21 protein-coding genes are annotated in these 17,989 nt (G+C 31.8%); 20 read left to right on the top strand and 1 reads right to left on the bottom strand.

The genetic code is table 11. The features are described from left to right. Nucleotides 1–471: 471 nt before the first annotated feature. The 8 genes from ATO12_RS13300 (at nucleotide 472) to ATO12_RS13265 (ending at nucleotide 6,761) form a co-directional block, all read left to right on the top strand. Nucleotides 472–924, top strand: a complete 453-nt coding sequence (locus tag ATO12_RS13300; RefSeq protein ID WP_034242576.1) for a hypothetical protein — start codon at nucleotides 472–474, stop codon at nucleotides 922–924. 109 nt (nucleotides 925–1,033) lie between these two features. After that, nucleotides 1,034–2,461, top strand: a complete 1,428-nt coding sequence (locus ATO12_RS13295; RefSeq protein ID WP_034242575.1) for an SDR family oxidoreductase — start codon at nucleotides 1,034–1,036, stop codon at nucleotides 2,459–2,461. 165 nt (nucleotides 2,462–2,626) lie between these two features. Further along, nucleotides 2,627–3,145, top strand: coding sequence for a nuclear transport factor 2 family protein (locus ATO12_RS13290; RefSeq protein ID WP_117590046.1), 519 nt, complete (start codon nucleotides 2,627–2,629; stop codon nucleotides 3,143–3,145). Nucleotides 3,146–3,235: 90 nt separating this feature from the next. Next, nucleotides 3,236–4,201, top strand: a complete 966-nt coding sequence (locus ATO12_RS13285) for a gliding motility protein GldB-related protein (RefSeq protein ID WP_165583378.1) — start codon at nucleotides 3,236–3,238, stop codon at nucleotides 4,199–4,201. A 499-nt stretch (nucleotides 4,202–4,700) separates the two neighbouring features. Then, nucleotides 4,701–5,399, top strand: a complete 699-nt coding sequence (locus tag ATO12_RS26380) for a helix-turn-helix transcriptional regulator (RefSeq protein WP_034242572.1) — start codon at nucleotides 4,701–4,703, stop codon at nucleotides 5,397–5,399. A 63-nt stretch (nucleotides 5,400–5,462) separates the two neighbouring features. Then, nucleotides 5,463–5,924, top strand: a complete 462-nt coding sequence (locus tag ATO12_RS26375; protein ID WP_034242571.1) for a GyrI-like domain-containing protein — start codon at nucleotides 5,463–5,465, stop codon at nucleotides 5,922–5,924. Nucleotides 5,925–5,927: 3 nt separating this feature from the next. Beyond that, nucleotides 5,928–6,356: a DUF1801 domain-containing protein gene (locus tag ATO12_RS13270; RefSeq protein ID WP_034242570.1), complete on the top strand. Its 429-nt coding sequence runs from the start codon at nucleotides 5,928–5,930 to the stop codon at nucleotides 6,354–6,356. 96 nt (nucleotides 6,357–6,452) lie between these two features. Next, the gene (locus tag ATO12_RS13265; protein WP_051575818.1) at nucleotides 6,453–6,761 is read left to right on the top strand and encodes a hypothetical protein; all 309 of its coding nucleotides are present in this window, start codon (nucleotides 6,453–6,455) and stop codon (nucleotides 6,759–6,761) included. A gap of 135 nt (nucleotides 6,762–6,896) precedes the next feature. Here the strand turns inward: ATO12_RS13265 and ATO12_RS13260 are convergent, their stop codons facing one another. Further along, on the bottom strand, nucleotides 6,897–7,574 hold the full coding sequence (locus ATO12_RS13260; protein WP_034242569.1) for a class I SAM-dependent methyltransferase: 678 nt from the start codon (nucleotides 7,572–7,574) through the stop codon (nucleotides 6,897–6,899). Between the two features lie 276 nt (nucleotides 7,575–7,850). On the opposite strand from ATO12_RS13260, the gene ATO12_RS13255 reads away from it, so the two are divergent. From ATO12_RS13255 to ATO12_RS13205, 12 genes are all read left to right on the top strand, one after another. Next, complete coding sequence (locus ATO12_RS13255) at nucleotides 7,851–8,345, top strand: hypothetical protein (RefSeq protein WP_165583377.1); 495 nt, start codon at nucleotides 7,851–7,853, stop codon at nucleotides 8,343–8,345. Nucleotides 8,346–8,382: 37 nt separating this feature from the next. Then, on the top strand, nucleotides 8,383–9,555 hold the full coding sequence (locus ATO12_RS13250) for an MBL fold metallo-hydrolase (RefSeq protein WP_034242566.1): 1,173 nt from the start codon (nucleotides 8,383–8,385) through the stop codon (nucleotides 9,553–9,555). A 54-nt stretch (nucleotides 9,556–9,609) separates the two neighbouring features. Next, on the top strand, nucleotides 9,610–10,179 hold the full coding sequence (locus ATO12_RS13245) for a Crp/Fnr family transcriptional regulator (protein WP_034242706.1): 570 nt from the start codon (nucleotides 9,610–9,612) through the stop codon (nucleotides 10,177–10,179). A 70-nt stretch (nucleotides 10,180–10,249) separates the two neighbouring features. Then, a complete protein-coding gene (locus ATO12_RS13240) occupies nucleotides 10,250–10,735 on the top strand; it encodes a pyridoxamine 5'-phosphate oxidase family protein (RefSeq protein ID WP_051575817.1) in 486 nt (161 codons plus the stop codon). Next, nucleotides 10,732–11,217: an acyl-CoA thioesterase gene (locus tag ATO12_RS13235; RefSeq protein WP_034242565.1), complete on the top strand. Its 486-nt coding sequence runs from the start codon at nucleotides 10,732–10,734 to the stop codon at nucleotides 11,215–11,217. The genes ATO12_RS13240 and ATO12_RS13235 overlap by 4 nt, the downstream gene beginning before the upstream one ends. 57 nt (nucleotides 11,218–11,274) lie before the next feature. Then, nucleotides 11,275–11,706 carry a hypothetical protein gene (locus ATO12_RS25815; protein WP_131248834.1) on the top strand — a complete coding sequence of 144 codons (432 nt, stop codon included), beginning with the start codon at nucleotides 11,275–11,277 and terminating at the stop codon, nucleotides 11,704–11,706. An 87-nt stretch (nucleotides 11,707–11,793) separates the two neighbouring features. Next, nucleotides 11,794–12,888, top strand: a complete 1,095-nt coding sequence (locus tag ATO12_RS13230) for a serine hydrolase domain-containing protein (RefSeq protein ID WP_034242564.1) — start codon at nucleotides 11,794–11,796, stop codon at nucleotides 12,886–12,888. Between the two features lie 467 nt (nucleotides 12,889–13,355). Further along, nucleotides 13,356–14,051 carry a hypothetical protein gene (locus ATO12_RS13225; protein ID WP_034242563.1) on the top strand — a complete coding sequence of 232 codons (696 nt, stop codon included), beginning with the start codon at nucleotides 13,356–13,358 and terminating at the stop codon, nucleotides 14,049–14,051. A gap of 189 nt (nucleotides 14,052–14,240) precedes the next feature. Further along, nucleotides 14,241–15,158: a pyridoxal-phosphate dependent enzyme gene (locus tag ATO12_RS13220; RefSeq protein WP_034242562.1), complete on the top strand. Its 918-nt coding sequence runs from the start codon at nucleotides 14,241–14,243 to the stop codon at nucleotides 15,156–15,158. Between the two features lie 179 nt (nucleotides 15,159–15,337). Next, entirely contained in the window at nucleotides 15,338–16,129 is a 792-nt protein-coding gene (locus ATO12_RS13215; RefSeq protein WP_034242561.1) for a leucine-rich repeat domain-containing protein, read from the top strand. 180 nt (nucleotides 16,130–16,309) lie between these two features. Further along, nucleotides 16,310–16,822: a GNAT family N-acetyltransferase gene (locus ATO12_RS13210; protein ID WP_034242559.1), complete on the top strand. Its 513-nt coding sequence runs from the start codon at nucleotides 16,310–16,312 to the stop codon at nucleotides 16,820–16,822. Nucleotides 16,823–16,931: 109 nt separating this feature from the next. Continuing rightward, nucleotides 16,932–17,834, top strand: a complete 903-nt coding sequence (locus ATO12_RS13205) for a DUF1963 domain-containing protein (RefSeq protein ID WP_034242557.1) — start codon at nucleotides 16,932–16,934, stop codon at nucleotides 17,832–17,834. Nucleotides 17,835–17,989 lie beyond the last annotated feature (155 nt).

The raw sequence follows: 17,989 nt of genomic DNA, 5'->3' as shown, positions 1-17,989 counted from the left end.
ATTCGTGCAAGGGTTTATTATGATAGGTGTGGCTCAATCCCAAAGGAATATCTTTCACGTACCCTTCGCCTGTCCAGAGCCCTTCGATAAACTCAGGACAGGTTTATCGAAGGGCTCACGGTACATACTCGTTAGTTTAGATGATGTAATGTGCTATAACTTATCCTGTCATTCCGGATTTGATCCAGAATTCAGAATCGCGCATTTCAAAAAGTGGATCCCAGATCAAGTCTGGGGTGACAAGTTGTGCCGTACCCTTCGATAACCTCAGGCTACGGTATGGATAAACCGAAGGGTTCAACAGAGCCATCGAGAAGCTATCTTTCTGATACCATGAGGTTTCCCGTAAGTTTTTTACAAATGGTAGTTGTACTTTTATAAAAGAAATACTGAGATACTGTTACACTAATAGCTTTATCCAATCACATGTAAAACATCCTATTTAGCTAATCACAACTAATAACTTGTAAAATGGGCTACGAAAAAAAAATAAAAACAATAGAACACTTTGAAGGGCATGATAACGAAATTAACATCAAAGGAATACTTATTTTAGTTCTTAACATATTCATTATTGTTAGCATCATAACCCTTATAGGCGAATTAGCAACACTAGTTTCTCCATTACATCTTTCTCCGCTTAAAGTAGTCACTAGTTTAATACTTCTTTTTTCGATTTTTTCGATACTCATTACGGTGTATACCATAACTCCATATTTAAATTCTTCTAAAAAATCTTTTTTGTTTTTTAACAACATCCCAAATAGCCATAAAAAAGAGGAGACAACACAAGATATCAAAAGTCAAATCAATGATTTGGAAAAAGGTTTAAAACGAAAACATCAAGTCGTTAAAATGGCATTACTTATTAATATTATTCAACTGCTTTTTCTAACCTACATCACCTATATCACTGTATTGTAAATACCACACTCTGGATAGTACGAGAAAAAAGTGTTGGATTATAGCTATAAGTACGTAATACAAACAAGTATAAAAGGTATATTTACTATATACAAGTTCTATTAAATACATGAAAATACTCCTAACAGGTGCTACAGGCTACATCGGTAAACGAATGCTTCCTTTATTAGTAAATAAAGGATATCATGTGGTATGTTGCGTAAGAGACACCTCTAGATTTCATCCTCCCCAATCACTGAACTCGAGTATTTCTGTACTAGAAATTGACTTGTTAGATGCTCCCTCGCTTTCAAAAATTCCTGTTGATATTGATGTAGCTTATTACCTGGTACACTCGATGTCGACATCAGACAATTACAAGTCATTAGAACAGAAATCCGCTGTCAATTTTAGAAATGCGCTATCCAATACAACAGTCAAACAAGTAATATACTTAAGCGGTATCGTTAATGAGTCTAACCTATCTAAACATCTGTTATCAAGAAAAACTGTTGAGGAAGAATTAGGAAAAGGGAATTATAACCTAACGTGTTTTAGGGCTGGAATCATTGTTGGATCTGGCAGTGCATCTTTCGAGATCATGCGTGATCTGGTAGAAAAGCTTCCTATAATGATTACGCCCAAATGGCTCCTTACCAAATGCCAACCTATAGGCATAGCAGATGTACAACGTTTTTTAATCGAATGTATCCTTAAAGAAGAAACGTATAACAGGAATTTTGATATTGGTTGCGATGATATTCTATCGTATAAAGAAATGCTACTTGGCTTTGCAAAAGTTCGAAATTTAAAAAGAAGAATCTGGACAATCCCTGTAATGACCCCGAGACTATCTTCTTATTGGTTATATTTTGTAACCTCTACTTCTTACAAACTGGCCAGGTCCCTGGTCGATAGTATGAAAGTTGAAGTTGTATGTAGAGATCACGAAATCAATACTCTACTAAACATACATCCCATATCTTATGAGGAAGCGCTATTAAGAGCATTTGATAAGATTAAAAATAAAGAGATCATTTCTAGCTGGAAAGATTCGTATTCTAGTAGCGAGATAACCAGTAACATATCAGAATTTATTGCGGTTCCAGAATATGGATGTTTTAAAGATAAGCGTATTCGACAAACTGAAAACTACGAATCATCACTAGAGAAAATCTGGAGTATCGGGGGTGAAAATGGATGGTATTATGGCAACTGGCTTTGGAGAATCCGTGGTTTTTTAGACAAATTATTTGGAGGAGTCGGATTGAGAAGAGGTCGCACTAATCCATCTACTATATCTGTTGGCGACTCATTAGATTTCTGGCGGGTGCTTTATGCAAATAAACAAGAAGGGAGATTATTACTTTTTGCAGAAATGAAACTCCCAGGAGAAGCGTGGCTCGAATTTAAAATAGTTGGTAACGATGTGATACAAACGGCTACATTTAGACCTTTAGGTTTGGCTGGCAGACTATACTGGTATGCGGTATACCCGTTTCATGGGTTTATTTTCACAGGGTTGATTAACAAAATAAGTAGCTATAACAAAACCTAACGAACCCAACACCTCTCTATATACAAAAAACTTTCTCCTCCTATTATGTGCCTTACTCGCTAGTGATCATATTCATGTCTCTTCCTAATAGCGTAATCAGAACAAAAGGATGAAAAGCATAAAATATTTACTATTTTAGTTATTAGCCATTAAAAATTACAATAGATGAAAAGATATATACCGCTACTACTTAGCGTTTTTTGTTTTTTGAATCAATCCTGTCAAATAACAGAAAATAAATTAACAGAAGCTCAAATACAAGAAATTACAAAATCGGCTACCGATGTAGTTAAAGAGGTATTCGAATATTCGAACAATATGGATTTTGAGGCAGGTCTAATTCATTATTCTGAAGCCGATAATTCGTATTTTATAACCGATGGAATAATCCATTCTTTAAATGATCTTAGAAAATCATATCGAGCAATTGGTCCTCAGGTTGAAGTTCTACATAATACCATTGAAAGTTGGAATACCAAGGTTTTATCAAAAGATGTAGTAACATTTACACTTCCGGTACGTTTAACATTAAAACTTAAAGGAATACCAGAATACACAGGAAAACTTATTTGGACGGCAACGGTACAAAAACAAAACGACAAATGGATGATAGTACAAAGCCATGAATCCTGGTTGAACTGTGCCGAAGTCACTGCTGCATTGACGCCTACAACTCATGAGTAAGCTAACTGTCAATATTCCTGCATATCAATAAAAAGATAAAAACATCACTGACATAAAATATTTACTATTTTAGTTACACACAAAATGTCTATGGCTAAACATATTTTAATATTAGGTATTCTTTTTTTGATAGTTTCCTGTAAACAAACAAAAGAAAAATCATTCGAAAAGCAATCTAAATCCTCAAAATTTGCCGAGAATCCTGATGATATAAAATTAATTACAAGCGATATTGATCTTTTTTGGGAATCTTACGATAAACTACTTAAAGACACCATAAATAATAGTTTCGAGGCATATCTAAGAAATGGAAGTATTGGACTTAAAGATTTTGTTCCCGATAGAATAGAGAGTGCCGAAAAATTAAAGGAACTGGTTTTATCAGAAAAACAATATTACAGCAATATCAGATCATCATCATACAAAATTCTTAACTTCAAAAAACAAATTATCGCTTCATGCTATGCTTTAGAATATGTATATCCCGAGGCCGTGTTTCCTCCTGTATACTTTTTAATAGGAAGAACAACATCTGGCGGTACTGCTAGCAAAAATGGTCTTATGATCGCCTTAGAAGTCTATTCTGATGGTAATTTCACAACAGATTACGGAAGACCATCATTAGATATTGAAATAATGCCAAATATTGTTATTCACGAACTCATTCATTTTCTTCAAAAAGATAATCCCAAAGATGAAACACTATTAAAACATTGTATCAGGGAAGGAACGGCAGATTTTATTGCAGAACTTGTTTCTGGAGAAAAAACGAGGTTAGCAAATGGTCCCGATGTATATCCATACGGAGAAAAAAATGAGCAGGAATTATGGATTGAATTCAATAATTCTCGTAACTCCAAAGAGTTATCTCCTTGGTTATATAGCCAAACACCCGATGGGCGACCTCAGAATTTGGGATATTGGATGGGCTATAAAATAGTAGAGGCATATTATCAAAAGTCAAATGATAAAAAGAAAGCCTTGCTAGATATATTGAATATTGATAATTATGATCAATTCCTTGAACAATCAGAATATTCTAAAAAATTCGAATAAAACAGTGCTTTACAATATCTAGAAAAAACATCAAAACTTCACTTATTCGTCAACGATACGTCCCATAATCATATACTTCAAAAATGGGTAGTAATATGATTTCGTACTAAAAAGATAAAAGCATAAAATATTTACTATTTTAGTTACTTACCGATACAAGAAATATAGTTACTCTAGCACTATACTAATTGTTGTACATTATGAAATAAATGAATCGAAAAAGAATAATAACTATTGTAATACTATTACTGGGAATTAAAATATAAAAAGGAAATTGATGCTCTAATTGAAATAAAACAACGTGAGTGGAGTAAAAAAGTGAAGTAAAACGTATTTTATACTTAATGTCGTAGTCAACATAAAATGACCGGTAGCAAAACAAAGAACTCATCAAAAATAAAAGTACTAATCAATGGCCGATAACTCAACGTATATCCTTATGAATGGTACTACAACAAAATCATAACCTGGATGTTAACCACAAACAGAAGCAACAATAATGGCAGAAGAAAAACCGAGACTTGCAAGATTAACAGCAATCATAACCCAATTACAATCAAAACGGATCGTAACTGCAAAAGATATCGCTAACAGACACCATGTAAGTATCCGAACGGTTTATCGGGATATTCGAACTCTGGTACAATCAGGAATCCCCATCGTGACAGAAGAAGGAAAAGGTTATTCGATAATGGAAGGTTATAAGCTTCCCCCCGTGATGTTTACCGAAGAAGAATCTAATGCTTTAGTTACAGCAGAACAATTAATTTTGAAAAACAAAGACCATTCATTGGCAGAACAATACCAGAGTGCAATTACCAAAATCAGGTCTATTCTTCGATTTAATCAAAAAGACAAATCAGAACTTCTTGCCCAGCGAATACAAGTTAGAAATAACAAAAATAACCAAACAACGAGTAGTTATTTAATTCAATTACAATCTCATATTGCCAACTTCCAAATCGTGCAAATCGATTATTTTTCATTAGACCACAAAAAAACACGGAGACTAATAGAACCCTTTGCATTGTATACGACTAACGACAATTGGATTTTAATAGCTTTTTGTAAAAAACGAAATGATTTTAGGGCTTTTCGTCTTGATAGAATTCAAAACTTGTGCAGCACACAAGAAAGGTTTGAGCCACACAAAATAACGTTGGAACAATATTTTGAAGAATGTCGAAAAAAATGGTAGACACCCCTGACATACCTTTGACATACGGCTAATCTAAATTTGTATCATATAAAAAATAAAAAGATGCAAACCATAAAAATTGAACCGTTTAAACTCATTGGAATTGAAATTAGAACCACAAATGAAAACCAGCAAGCTTCTAAAGACATTGCTGACTTGTGGCAACATTTTTTGGGAGATCATATTTTAGAGAAAATTCCAAACAAAGAAGATAACACCATCTATTCACTCTATACCGAGTATGAAAGCGACCACACAAAACCTTATACCACCATTCTTGGTTGTAAAGTGACAAGTCTTGAAAAAATTCCTGAAGGTATGGTCGGAAAATCATTTGATGGCGGAACATACATAAAATCTTCTGCTAAAGGTGATTTGATGAAAGGACTGATTGTTAATCATTGGAGTAAAATTTGGGAAATGGATTTAGACAGAGTCTATACAGCCGATTTTGAGGTTTTTGGAGAAAAAGCTCAAAACTCTTCTGATGCAGAAATAGACTTTTATGTTGCAATAAAAGAATAGATCATGAGGAGATTGGCACTAAAAATAAACCCAAAAGTCAAAGAAGTTTTTGAAAACTACCCTAATACAATTAGGCCCAAGATGCAGTTCTTAAAAAAATTGGTAATAGAAACAGCAGAAGAAACAGAAGGTATAGACGAAATGGAAATAACACTAAAATGGGGCGAACCCAGTTTTGTAACCAAAAATGGAAGTACGTTACGAATAGATTGGAAAGAAAAAACACCTAACCAGTATGCCATGTATTTTCAATGCACAAGTAGATTAGTAGATACATTCAGGTTGATTTTTGATCACAAATTTCGGTACGAAGGTAAAAGGGCAATTGTTTTTCAGTTACATGAAAAAATCCCTATTTTAGAATTGAAGAAGTGTATAAAAGCTTCTTTACGGTATCATAATGTAAAACACGAAATGACACTAGGAATTTAAAAGTCGATATCTATATATGATAAAGTCGTAACGCCTATCCGTCGAAAAAGTTTTAAAATGAGCTCAACAGTATATTGATTAAAGACAAAAGAAAATATGAAAATTAGATGTTCTTGTAATGCTATAATAGTTGATCAAACCGACTACTTAAAAAATAAAGGTTATGTTATTTCGGATACCCAATGGTTTGATTTTTGGGATGCTATAGATGCGGCTATTGAAAAATCAGGAGAATCTAAAAAGGATAAGGAAGAAGCCTGCATGCAGTTGAGAAAACTGCATGTATTTAAAACATCCTGGGAATGTACTAATTGCGGAGCACTATTTATAAATGGAAGAGATAATGAACTAAAAACATATGCTCCGGATTCTAAAGAGTATAACGGAATATTAGATAAAATATAATGGGTAGTAATAATCTATATAACTTGTTGTGCATTTTGATATTTTTGAATCTCAAATTCGTCAATTCGAGTGCATCGATACTTCGGCATGGCTCAGTACAGGCCGGAGAAGTGTGTTTGAAAACCTGAACTATAGTTAAAAAAATTGATACAATGTAGTTACAATAACCCCTTTATGATTTTTTAAAGTAATTGATACTAATTGTTTTTCTTCTTTTACCTTAGTATTAAATGGCGGTGCTAAAATATTTAAACCACTTTGTTTTTTTAGTCTAATCCCTTGTCCCGAAATAATATCTGCATTAGGCACAAAATCGCCTTCAGGTAAATGCTCTGTTAAAATAACATATTTAAAATCAGTTAGCTTATTCACTACTCTTTGCACTTCTGTATTTGATAGATGTTGTAGCACTTGTCTTACTATAGCGCAATCCCCAGAGGGTAAATCATCTACTGCAATATCCAGGCAATGAAATTCTAAATTTTCTGCTTTAAAATTTTCTTTATTATATGATATAAGATCTGTTACTATATCTACCGCAACATATCGCTTCGTATGCTTTACCAATTCCTTTCCTACATTAAAATCCCCACAACCTAAATCACATACTGTAAGAGGGCTTTTAAAAGATGTTAAAAATGAAGTTACAACATCTACATATGGATCTACAATCTCGGGTTGATGTGACCCTGTACCCGAATAAAAATCAGATGTATTACCTCCCCAAAGTTTCATTTTATAAACCTGCTCCATAGCATCTTTAGTTGGCCAGGGCTTTTTTATTCTTTTAATTCTATCTTCTTTATCCTTCATAAACACTCTATTGATCCCATACATACTATAAAAACATTTGCAACTATTTTCACTGAAAACAGTGAGAGATAAAAATATACTTAAATTTATCTTTGTTCTAAATTAAAATTAATCATTCTGTTAACTAATTTCCTGCTAAAACTAAAAATTAAAAAAACTTCGGGAATTACACTAACATGAAATTATATAGAGAAATTTTTCAAAGAAATAGTAGAGTTAAAAATTCTATGTAAATAACAAATGATTACATTACATACAAAAAAAAACATCCTCTTTTTGCTACTATTGTTATTAGGAGTACAATATGTAGCTGCACAACATTGTGGATGGGGTTTTATGTGTCATAAGATTTTAATTTTAGAAAAAGAATCTATACATCCCAACCACCAATTTGCAATTCAATTATTAGATAGCGCTTATACCCCTATAAAAGATAGTAATAATAGGATTGTTTCTTTTTACCAACAAAAAAAGAACAATACATTAGTATCGCATACGATGTATGATGTTTCTCAAAACTTAGAAGGATTTAGCCTTAAAAATTTTTCGGGTCTTAACTATTTTGTTACGCTATTTCAGTCTTGTCATAATAAAAATTATCATTTACAAATTGAAAATAAAACAGTAAATCAAAAACAAATCATAGCCCTGGAACCAAAACATTTTCAGGCCATATGTAGTTCGTATATAAACGTTAATTTAAAAGATAAAACATTAGAAATCTTTGATACTATTGAAAAATGTAAAGACGCTATAATTAAATTAAAATAACAATTTTAGTTTTTTTACATCTTATATAAAACAAATCATGAATATTCAATTAATACACTTATTCGATATAAAGCAATTGATGCTAATTTTTCTTTGTGTTTTTTTCACTTCCTGCTCAGATCAAAAAACAAAGAAAAAAGGTGAAATAGCTGTCCGACATGAAACAAAGTTAGAACAAGAATCTAATTTTACTCAACAGAAAATAACAGATAATCTTTATGTTGTAAAATCTAATAATTACAATACAAATGTTGGTGTTTTTATAGGAAATAAAGAGATCATTTTAATTGATCCTATGACAGGATCTAATAATCACCATGCCTTATTAGAAAAAATAAAAGAACTTTCTAATCAACCTATTAAATATGTAATCAACACACATCATCATGAAGATCACACCGGGGCAAATTCATTCTTTGCAGAATTAGGAGCAACAATTATTTCTCAAGAAAACATTAAATATACCAGTGCAAAATACGGTGTTACTTTTAAAGACAAGTATACGCTCGATTTAGAGAATGAAAGAATCGAGCTTTATCATATTACTTCACACACTTTTGACGACGTGCTTATTTATTTCACAAAAAACAACACCATTTTTATGGGAGATACCTATATGACTAATTTCTTTCCTCATTTTTATTACGGAGGTGGTAGCAACCACCATATAGATTCTATAGATAAAGTATTATCTCTTGGAGATAAAAATACTGTTATAGTAGCTGGCCACGGTAAATTATCTTCTAATAAAGCAGAGCTTAATACCTATAGAAAAAATTCAATACAATGGATCGAAAGAATCAAAGAACTATCACTTGCCGGTAAAACCCCAGATGAAATAACTCAAGATGAAAAAATTAAACAATTAGCTTTGGCATTTTGTGGAAACAATACTGTACATACCCAAACAATTGAAAAAACAATTTCTGTCGATTACAATTCTAGTACTCCGCTTCCTGAAAATGCAAAGAACTACGAAGGAATGTACCAATATAAAAATGGGGAGGTTGATGAATTGATCTTTCGAGATAAGAAGTTAATGTTGCGAAGAAAAGGCGCATATATATTTGAGCTTTCTACGCTTTCTGATACCAAATTTCATATCAAAGGACAAGTGCCATACAGATATGTCTCTTTTTCTAATGATGGGAAAGAACTAACTTATTTTAATGGAAAGGAAAGTCAAATCGCAAAAAAAAATAACAAATAATAGTAATAGTTGCTGTAGTCCTACGTATATCTGATGTGTCAAAAAAATAATTCAATGCTAGATAAAATTATTGCTAAAATAACAAGCGAATATACTACCCTATCAAATGAAATTATTGAAGAGTGGAAAAGCGATATTCTAATGCTAGAATTAGAAAAAGGCACTCAATTGGTACGTGAAGGCAGTTATACCAATAAACTTTTTTATATCTATAAAGGAAGTGCAAAGGCATATCACCTAAAAAATGGAAAAGCTATTGCAGACTGGTTTTCTTTTGAGCATGAATTTATCTGTGCAATTACCGGTTATTTTTTGGGGCATCCCAGTGAGCATTATATAGAACTTACCGAAGATAGTATCTTATTAGAGTTTAACCGGAAACATATTAATATCCTTTCGAATAAATATCACGATTTTGAACGATTTACAAGAAATGCTATTACCAAAATAATGCTTCAACTACAGAAAAGAGTAGTATATCTTCAGTTCTCAACTGCAAAAGAGAGATATGACTTCCTTTTGCAAGAATATCCTAAAATCGAACTACATATTTCATTAGGTGATATTGCTTCTTATATCGGTATAACCCAAGAGACGCTAAGCCGAATTAGAGCGCAGAAATAGTCGAATTTGATCTATATCAAAGGATATGTATTTCTAAATATTGACTTTTACACAATGTAAAAGGAATATAATGGATAGTATCGCAAACTGGAGGTTTATCAGAAAACATTTTAATACTACTTTTAAGACCAGCTTATCGGTAGCCATAGCTTCTGTAGATAAAGATAACAGGCCAACAGTAACCCCAATAGGAACGTTTTTTTTAAACAAAGATCAAACCGGTTTCTATTTTGAAAAATTTCCTGAAAAGATTCCCAATAATGTAAAAATCAATAAAAATGTATGCGTTTTAGGGGTAAATAGCAGCAAATGGTTTTGGATAAAAGCGCTTTATAAATTAAAATTTGATTCTTATCCTGCTATTAGATTGTATGGAGTATTGGGTGAGAAAAGAAAAGCCACCGATATTGAAATCTCAAGACTAAACAGACGGATGAAGACAACAAAAGGATTAAAAGGAAATGCATACCTATGGGGAGATATGAAATACGTTCGTGATATAAAATTTACCATGGCAGAAGGAGTAAATATTGGAAAAATGACAGAAGCACTATGAAAATAACTAAAACCCCAGAAAGTATAGCAGTGATCCGTTTTCCTGATTGTGATCCATTTAATCATTTAAACAATTCCAGGTATATAGATTATTTTATAAATGCCAGAGAAGATCATTTGGTAAATAATTATGATTTTGATGTGTATCGGTATGCGAAAAAAACAGGTAGAAGCTGGTTAGTGACTCAAAATCAAATTGCATATTTTAACCCTGCGCAGTTAATGGAAAAAGTAATCATTCTATCAACAATATTAGAATGGAATACCAGCGATATTCTGGTAGAAATGCAAATGTGGAACCAGAAAAAAACCATATTAAAATCGGTATTATGGACAACATTTACACATTATGATTTAATTCATCAGAAAAGAAGTAAACATAATGCATATCTAAATGAAAAATTTAGTGAATATGAAAATCCGTTACCATCTCCACTTCGCTTTGAGCAAAGAATAATCAATATAAAGCAGAATGATAAATAGCAACAATACTTATTGAGTTTATTGACCTACATACCTATAACATAATTACAAGCCCATATGAAATCGACATCAAAAATTCTAAAAATAGCCATAATAGTCCCTACTCTCTTTTTGTTATTTTATCACATATCTAAGCTATACACCATCTATTTTGGGGATGATATCGTAAACTCAAATAGTTTCTTATACTCATTTAAAGATGGTATTCCTGTTTCGGCCATAATAACAATACAGAGCATTCTTAGAGGTATTATAATCATTAGTCTAACCTTAATTATTTTCAAAAAAAATATAGGGCCAGCGTTGATGTGGCTAGGCATAGGAACACTTATTTCTACTCAATTTTTTATCGTATCGCAATCAAATCATGAGCTGATCCTTTCGATTCATTCTGGATTAAAACCGCTAAAAGGTTTAATTCTCCCCATAGTTATAACGTATCTATATAACAAAATCAATCCAACCAGGATATCAAATCATATTTTCTAAAACTGTATTTTTAAAATGTGCCCTTATATATAAGGTGAATTTTTATAAAAATATAAACTGGTACGCATATTGCGGCTACTTTTTACTATGAAAAACATAGTAACCCAAACATTTTTTATTCTCATAATTAGTACATTTTGCTACGGACAAAACTCATATAAATATTCTCAGCCAAAGAACCTTGAGGATGGATGGGAAACAAGCAATCTGCATTCTCAGAATATCGATACCACAAAAATCTATCAATTATTTAACCAGGTACAGAGTAGTAAAAATAAGCTACATAGTATCTTATTAGTAAAAAATAATCAAATCGTTATTGAGGAATATTTCAACGACCATTCTGCAAATAAACAGCACGACCTCCGCTCTTCAACAAAAAGCATAAGGTCAATTTTATTAGGGATTGCAATTGATAAAGGATTCATTGATAGTATCGACGATCCCATATCAAAGTATCTCAAAAATCTGGTGCCAACCAAAAATCTTGACAAGAGAAAAGATAAAATTACAATCAGACATCTATTAACAATGTCTTCTGGATTTGATTGTAATGACTGGGACAAGAAATCAGCAGGGCAAGAGGATAGAGTGTATAAAAAAAAGGACTGGCTTCAATATACGCTTAATTTACCAATGGTTAACGAACCGGGAACAGTCTCTAACTATTGCTCTATGGGCGTAGTATTAATAGCCGAAATAATAAGTCTAGCCTCAAAAATGACAATCGATACATTTGCTCAACAATATCTATTCAATCCATTAGGCATTACTAATATAAGTTGGGAGCATACTTCGAATAAAAAGGTGATCTCTTCGGGAAAAAGATTATATATGACCTCTCGTGATATGGCTAAAATTGGGCAATTGATACTTAATAATGGAAAGTGGAATGAAAAACAAGTTGTTTCTAAAAAATGGATTGAGGAATCGACCACTCCAAAAACAAAAATTACAGGAATTGATTACGGCTATTTGTGGTGGAACATTCCATTTAAAGTAGGTGAAAAAATGGTAGTTTCTAAAACAGCAACTGGAAACGGAGGGCAATATATCATGATTTTTCCTAAACTGGATATGGTAGCTGTATTTACAGGAGGTGCATACAACTCGCAAGAAGATAAGTTACCTTTTACAATAATGAAAGACATCTTCTTACCGGCATTCGTAAACAAAAAATAAAAATTGATATCATTTAAAACTATTATCATTTTCTAATATGGAGGAAAAATCGTTTAACGAGATCTTGAGTATTCTAAAAAACCTAAATAGCTATCAATCCATAGATGAAATCGATGCATTGGTATATGGCTATCGAAAAAAACAAGCCTTGAATTAAAAACAGAAGCGTATGAAATGAAATTTATAGCAAATGGATATGTATTCGAAAATCAACGATCCTTTTTCAAATCTTTAAAATATGGATACAAAATAGAAGTGATACCTAAATAATCTAATACGGTTAGGCATGAGAGTATAACGGCTAAATAACTAGCTCAAAAGTTCTTGTATATTTGCCATGGATATTAAGAGAATTAGCGCTTTATTCTTGCACCCATTTTAATCAGGTATCAATGTAGAGTTATTGATGGTTTGCTAACCAATTTACCTGATATAATATATATCTATAACATGATCAAACGATAAAAATGATATTCAAAAAAAAGTTTCTCATTTCAGTATTAACCATATGCTCATTAATAGTACAGGCTCAGGAAGGAGTTTGGATTAATGAATATGCTATTAATCCCCAAACTAATAAAAAGAGTAATGAGTTTTCGAATAGATTAATGTTTAAAATTGAAAAAGATTCTATATTCCCATTTGATTCGGGAAAAGAAGAATGGAAAGGCACTTTTAACAATGGATATCGTTATCTTAAAGACAAAAATAAACTTTCAATCCCATCTATTGGAATTAAACTAGAATACCCAAACAAGGATCGGATAATTCTTCGAAATAAAAACGAAGTGTTATATTTCAGAAAAGTCGAGCCCAAAAAAATAGCTTTAAAAAAATTAAAAAAACTAATTCTAAAAAATATATTTATAAGCGATTTAGGATATCAGAAAAAAGATACTATTTCCTTTTATGAAAACTCTAACTTACCTCAATATAGTTTTAATAATATAGAAGTTCGTTTTATGAAATTAGATAATATGTCTCTTTTGTTAGCTAATTTTAAAGGGGCAGGTGTTTATGAAATAAATGATGTTAGAAAAAACTATTTTTCTTTAAATATAAATTCGAAAAAAGGGATTAAGGAAATTGAGTTTTATGGTATAACGTTAAACAATATCAACACATTCATCATTAAAAAAGAAGCTTTAATGATAGAAAAATAGATTCAAAATGTATCACTACGAAGTCTATTAGATGTTAGAAATACCAATCAAAAGATCATACCCTATATTGTAAAACCCTATTTTTAACATACACTTATGCGGTGTATTAGATGAGTTTTTAGAATAAATTTAAACTAATATATGCATACTCAGTACATATAGTTTAGCTAGATAACCTTAAAATAACCGATGGATCATAAACTTTACATAGAAACTCCAATTTATAGCTCACATAAATTAAAAAGAGAGCAACAAAAAAACATATTTTATAAACTAGACTGCTATCAACCAACCGGCTCTTTCAAAATTAGAGGTATGGAAGAATTGTGTCGCTTTCATTTCGAAAAAGGGAAAAAAAATTTTATTGCCTCTTCGGGCGGAAATGCAGGATATTCTTTGGCATATGTTGGGAAACACATTGGTGTAAAAGTTAAAGTGGTTGTTCCCAAAACTACCTCAGCGTTTATGATTAACAAAATAGCAAATTTGGGTGCCGAAGTCGAAGTATATGGTAATGTTTGGGATGAAGCGCATAGGTATGCCCAGAAAATTTCGGAAGAAACCGGTGCTGTTTATGTTTCTCCGTTTGATGATCCTTTACTTTGGAAAGGCCATTCTACTATTATAGACGAATGTGCAAAGCAAATACAACAACCCGATAAAATTGTAGTATCTGTTGGTGGTGGGGGTTTACTTTGCGGGATATTTGAAGGAATGAAAAAAAATGGATGGAAGAGCACTCAGGTAATTACAACCGAAACCACGGGCGCAGCATCATTCTATAAAAGTTGGCAAGCTAAAGAGATCATAGAATTAGAAGAAATATCTTCTATTGCAACCAGTTTGGGGGCAAAAAAAATTGCCGAAAAGTCATTAGAACTAGCATCTCATTTCAATGTTAAACCCATCACTGTTAGTGATAAAGAAGCTATTGATGCTTCATTTAATTTTTTGGATGAATATAATGTAATCGTTGAACCGGCATGTGGAGCAGCACTTTCTGTTCCTTATTTTTATCCTGAATTGATAACAGAAAATGAAACTGTTTTAGTGATTGTATGTGGTGGAGCAAATACAGAAATAAAAACATTACTCAGCAAAAAATAAGCTCGATATAACAACAGTATTAAAATGCTATAAATACCTATCAAAAACAACACATTCTATTTTGTAAAACCGTATTTTTGATATACGCTCTCATTAACCACGTGAGATTCTAAAATAAAAATAAATCATTATACATATTTAGTACAGATACTGCAGTTATCAGTACCAAATCGAGCCCTATGAGAATAACCATATCTTTCCTTTTTGCACTACTTATCGGCACTTCTATCCATGCCCAAAAATCTTCATACACTCTGGCAAATGACAGAACAGGTAATCAAAGTGTTATCGAATTTCTAGAAGAGTTAATCGATAAAAAGGAATATGTAGAAGAACTAGATTTATCTCATGGAAAATTAGATAGTATTCCTGAAATCATCGGGAGTTTTAAAAACTTAAAAGTACTAAAACTCTATGGTAATAATTTATCTACTATAACCAAGCAAATATGTCAACTCACCAACTTAGAACGTCTTGACTTACGGTTAAATATGCTTGAAAAACTACCCAAATCTATAGCATGTCTAAAACAATTAAAAGATTTAGACCTGCAAGAGAATTTATTAACCGAATTACCCGAATCACTCGGAAATTTATCCAGCTTAACCGATTTGCATCTACAAAACAATCCGATAAGAAAATTACCCAATTCAATAGGAAATCTTAAACAACTACAAAATATATATTTAAGGAATAATGCGGTCAAAGAGCTTCCGGATTCTTTTATCAACTTAGAAAAATTAGAAATTCTTTTTATCGTAAATACCCCTCTGGAACAACTTCCTGATGCTATAGGAAATCTTAAAACATTACAAAGTATTTCTATCTACGACAATAAAATTTCGAATTTACCTCAATCGATGGAAGAGTTAACCAAATTAAGATATTTAGATCTTCATGGAAATAAAATTAACCCTGCCGATATAGAAAGTCTAAGGAAGAAATTAAAATATTGTGAAATTGAGCAATAATGACTTGTCTTACATTTGTTGTAGTAGCCAATTAAAATTAAGATACGCAAACACTACTTACATATCTTTTTTCATATAACAAAAAACCCTGTTAAATTTACAAAACATTAGCAATTTTTGGGTTGTAGCACTTTAGAAATAGTTAGACATTTGAATACATATTACCTAAATGAAAAGAGTATGAAAATTGAAAATTGCACAATAGATGATATCGATGAAATATACAGGCTATACAGAATAGCTTCTGCATATCAGAAATCAAAAAAAGGAGTTGTGGTTTGGCCAGAATTTGAGCGAAAACTTGTTGAGGATAGTATTGCAGAAAACAGGCAGTGGAAACTTATCATTGACAACAATATTGCTTGTGTATGGACCATCACATTTAGCGACGAGCAAATTTGGGAAGAAAAAAATGGTGATGCTGCTATCTATATTCATCGTATCGCAACAAATCCCGATTATAGAGGTCAAAATTTTGTAGCTATCATTGTAGAGTGGTCAAAAGAATATGCCCGAGAAAGTAATAAAGATTACATACGATTAGATACCTTAGGTAACAATGTAAAGCTTATAGAGCATTATAAAAAGGCTGGATTTGACTTTTTAGGACTTTTTGATTTAAAAAACACCAAAGGATTACCCGATCATTATGGTAAAGCCCCAGCTTGCTTATTCGAAATAAAACTTAATTAGAAACTTAAAGAAGAAAAAAGCAACTCATCAATTTCACTGAAAACAGGGAACTAAAAAAGAGAAATGTAATCTATATTTGAGACAAAATAATAGTAATTCTACCTGACACATGAGTGACTTAAAAAATTTAATTATAGAAGAGATTAAAGAGTATGAATGGGACAAAATCGATGGTGTTATAAAATCAATTATCCCTAATATTATTTTCTCGGTCGATGAGAACAAATCTACTCAAAGTTTGTTAAATTCAAGATTTGGAGGAAAACCTGTAGCTCCTTCTGGTTTTACATGGCCTATACAATCTTTAGGGCAAAAGGCTCCGCTTGCTTTCTTTTTTCAGCTCAATTTTGAAGAAATAAAACCATTTGACGTAGAGAACATATTTCCAAAAAAAGGAATTCTTTTATGTTTTGCTTCTGTAACAGATGATATCATGTGGGAAGACGATTTGGAAGATGCTTTTAAAATCTATTTCTTTCCGGATACAGAAAACCTCGAACCTGTTGATATTCCAAACAACATCCCAGATGATCAAAAACTAACTACAAGAACGATAACTTTCAAAAATAGTTTTCAACTTCCTCGTTACCCTTTTAATTTTGCATTACTAGAAGACGGTCATATTTCTGAAGATGATGCTGACGGAATTGACCAGGTTTCAAATGATATGATGGACGAAGCTATCAATATCCAAATGCGAACAAAAATGGCTCTTGAGTCTGGTTTAAAACCACCAACTCCAAAAAATGATTTACACACGCTTTTTAGTCACAATATGTTGTTAGGTGTTCCTTTTTCTGTTCAACATTATATTGCCGAAGAATGGGCCGAAAGACATCATGAAGATGATGATATGAGCCAAAATTATGTCAACTTGATTTCCTTTGAAATGAAAGGCCATGAAGGATATGGGTTTAGTTCTAATGGTGCTCATCTTTACCTTTGCATAGATAAAGAAGATCTAAAAAATAACGACTTTAGTAATGTCATTGCCTTAGTTCAGAACACATAAACCCTTGTCTTTATTCCCAATTATATATAGTCTAAAATTGTTAATAAACACAAGGGGTTTTAACATGTAAAAAGGGATTAAACAATCACTACATCATGATATATCGAAGAAATAAAATTATCTTAGTAACACTATATACAATTAGGGTAACATAA

The organism is Aquimarina atlantica, from assembly GCF_000626715.1.
In the GTDB taxonomy this organism is placed as follows: Bacteria; Bacteroidota; Bacteroidia; order Flavobacteriales; family Flavobacteriaceae; genus Aquimarina; species Aquimarina atlantica.
Note: the sequence above shows the minus strand (reverse complement) of the source record. Positions and strands in the feature narration are given on the sequence as shown.

Coding starts and splice junctions, on each gene's coding strand:
- ATO12_RS13215 (WP_034242561.1), top strand. CDS start 15,338: ATGAGAATAACCATATCTTTCCTTTTTGCACTACTTATCGGCACTTCT.
- ATO12_RS25815 (WP_131248834.1), top strand. CDS start 11,275: ATGAAATCGACATCAAAAATTCTAAAAATAGCCATAATAGTCCCTACT.
- ATO12_RS13290 (WP_117590046.1), top strand. CDS start 2,627: ATGAAAAGATATATACCGCTACTACTTAGCGTTTTTTGTTTTTTGAAT.
- ATO12_RS13245 (WP_034242706.1), top strand. CDS start 9,610: ATGCTAGATAAAATTATTGCTAAAATAACAAGCGAATATACTACCCTA.
- ATO12_RS13210 (WP_034242559.1), top strand. CDS start 16,310: ATGAAAATTGAAAATTGCACAATAGATGATATCGATGAAATATACAGG.
- ATO12_RS13240 (WP_051575817.1), top strand. CDS start 10,250: ATGGATAGTATCGCAAACTGGAGGTTTATCAGAAAACATTTTAATACT.
- ATO12_RS13295 (WP_034242575.1), top strand. CDS start 1,034: ATGAAAATACTCCTAACAGGTGCTACAGGCTACATCGGTAAACGAATG.
- ATO12_RS13285 (WP_165583378.1), top strand. CDS start 3,236: ATGGCTAAACATATTTTAATATTAGGTATTCTTTTTTTGATAGTTTCC.
- ATO12_RS13270 (WP_034242570.1), top strand. CDS start 5,928: ATGAGGAGATTGGCACTAAAAATAAACCCAAAAGTCAAAGAAGTTTTT.
- ATO12_RS13250 (WP_034242566.1), top strand. CDS start 8,383: ATGAATATTCAATTAATACACTTATTCGATATAAAGCAATTGATGCTA.
- ATO12_RS13230 (WP_034242564.1), top strand. CDS start 11,794: ATGAAAAACATAGTAACCCAAACATTTTTTATTCTCATAATTAGTACA.
- ATO12_RS13300 (WP_034242576.1), top strand. CDS start 472: ATGGGCTACGAAAAAAAAATAAAAACAATAGAACACTTTGAAGGGCAT.
- ATO12_RS13205 (WP_034242557.1), top strand. CDS start 16,932: ATGAGTGACTTAAAAAATTTAATTATAGAAGAGATTAAAGAGTATGAA.
- ATO12_RS13235 (WP_034242565.1), top strand. CDS start 10,732: ATGAAAATAACTAAAACCCCAGAAAGTATAGCAGTGATCCGTTTTCCT.
- ATO12_RS13225 (WP_034242563.1), top strand. CDS start 13,356: ATGATATTCAAAAAAAAGTTTCTCATTTCAGTATTAACCATATGCTCA.
- ATO12_RS13220 (WP_034242562.1), top strand. CDS start 14,241: ATGGATCATAAACTTTACATAGAAACTCCAATTTATAGCTCACATAAA.
- ATO12_RS26375 (WP_034242571.1), top strand. CDS start 5,463: ATGCAAACCATAAAAATTGAACCGTTTAAACTCATTGGAATTGAAATT.
- ATO12_RS26380 (WP_034242572.1), top strand. CDS start 4,701: ATGGCAGAAGAAAAACCGAGACTTGCAAGATTAACAGCAATCATAACC.
- ATO12_RS13260 (WP_034242569.1), bottom strand. CDS start 7,574: ATGAAGGATAAAGAAGATAGAATTAAAAGAATAAAAAAGCCCTGGCCA.
- ATO12_RS13265 (WP_051575818.1), top strand. CDS start 6,453: ATGAAAATTAGATGTTCTTGTAATGCTATAATAGTTGATCAAACCGAC.